The sequence below is a fragment of the Pseudoxanthomonas broegbernensis genome (assembly GCF_014202435.1).
Lineage (GTDB): Bacteria > Pseudomonadota > Gammaproteobacteria > Xanthomonadales > Xanthomonadaceae > Pseudoxanthomonas > Pseudoxanthomonas broegbernensis.
Genome location: NZ_JACHGU010000028.1, coordinates 1 through 1,387 on the forward strand (window position 1 = coordinate 1; position 1,387 = coordinate 1,387).

Sequence of the window (1,387 nt, forward strand, 5' to 3'; positions counted from 1 at the left end):
GCCCTCAGCACTCGATGACGTTGACGGCCAGTCCGCCGCGAGAGGTTTCCTTGTACTTGTCCTGCATGTCGCGTCCGGTTTCGCGCATGGTCTTGATGACCTTGTCGAGGGAGACCTTGTGCTGTCCGTCGCCGCGCAGGGCCATGCGCACGGCGTTGATGGCCTTGACCGCGCCCATGGCGTTGCGCTCGATGCAGGGGATCTGGACCAGCCCGCCGATGGGATCGCAGGTCAGGCCCAGGTTGTGTTCCATGCCGATCTCGGCGGCGTTCTCGACCTGGCCGGGGGTGCCGCCCAGGGCCGCGGCCAGGCCGGCGGCGGCCATCGAGCAGGCCACGCCGACCTCGCCCTGGCAGCCGACCTCGGCCCCGGAGAGGGAGGCGTTCTGCTTGTAGAGGATGCCGATGGCCGCGGCGGTGAGGAGGAAGTCGAAGATGCCCTGCTCGGTGCTGCCGGGGCAGAAGCGGTCGTAGTAGTGGAGCACGGCCGGGAGGATGCCGGCGGCGCCGTTGGTGGGGGCGGTGACCACGCGGCCGCCGGCGGCGTTCTCCTCGTTGACGGCCAGGGCGTAGAGGTTGACCCAGTCCAGGGTGGTGAGCGGGTCGCGCATGCCGGCCTCGGGCTTGGCGGCCAGCTCGCGGTGCAGGGCCGGGGCGCGGCGGACCACGCGCAGGCCGCCGGGGAGCACGCCCTGGGCGTCGATGCCGCGGGCCACGCAGGCCTGCATGGCGGCCCAGAGCTGCCTGAGGCCGGCATGGATCCGGTCCGGGCTGCGCCAGGCCTGCTCGTTGGCGAACATCAGCGCGGCGATGGACAGGCCGGACTGGCGGCAGCGCTCCAGCAGTTCGTCGCCGCTGGCGAAGGGATGGGGCAGGGGGGTGCGGTCGGGGACGATGCGGTCCTCGGCGGCCTGGTCGGCGTTGACCACGAAGCCGCCGCCGACGGAGTAGTAGTCGCGGGTGGCGAGCACCTGGCCTTGGGCGTCGAAGGCGGTGAAGCGCATGCCGTTGGTGTGGAAGGGCAGTTTCTGGCGCTTGTTGAGGGCCAGGTCGCGCTTCTCGTCGAAGGCGACGAGGCGGTCGGGGGCCAGGCGCAGGGTCTTGTCGGCGCGGATGCGGGCGAGCATGCCGGGGATGGCGTCGGGGTCGACGGCGTCCGGGCGCTGGCCCTCCAGGCCCAGGAGCAGGGCGGTATCGGTGCCGTGGCCGCGCCCGGTCAGGGCCAGGGAGCCGAAGACCTCGGCGCGGACCCGGTGCACGGCGGGCAGCAGGCCGGGCTCGGCGAGGCGGTGCTGGACGAAGCGCGCGGCCGCGCGCATCGGCCCGACGGTATGCGAGGAACTGGGCCCGATGCCAATCTTGAACAGGTCGAACGTGCTGACGGCCAT

1 protein-coding gene is annotated in these 1,387 nt (G+C 72.2%); it reads right to left on the reverse strand.

The window, feature by feature from the left end; translation table 11 throughout:
• Positions 1–4: 4 nt before the first annotated feature.
• On the reverse strand, positions 5–1,387 hold the full coding sequence (locus tag HNR76_RS15250; RefSeq protein WP_162312346.1) for an L-serine ammonia-lyase: 1,383 nt from the start codon (positions 1,385–1,387) through the stop codon (positions 5–7).

Excerpts from the sequence above, each read along its gene's own strand:
- HNR76_RS15250 (WP_162312346.1), bottom strand. The coding sequence starts at position 1,387 with ATGGCCGTCAGCACGTTCGACCTGTTCAAGATTGGCATCGGGCCCAGT.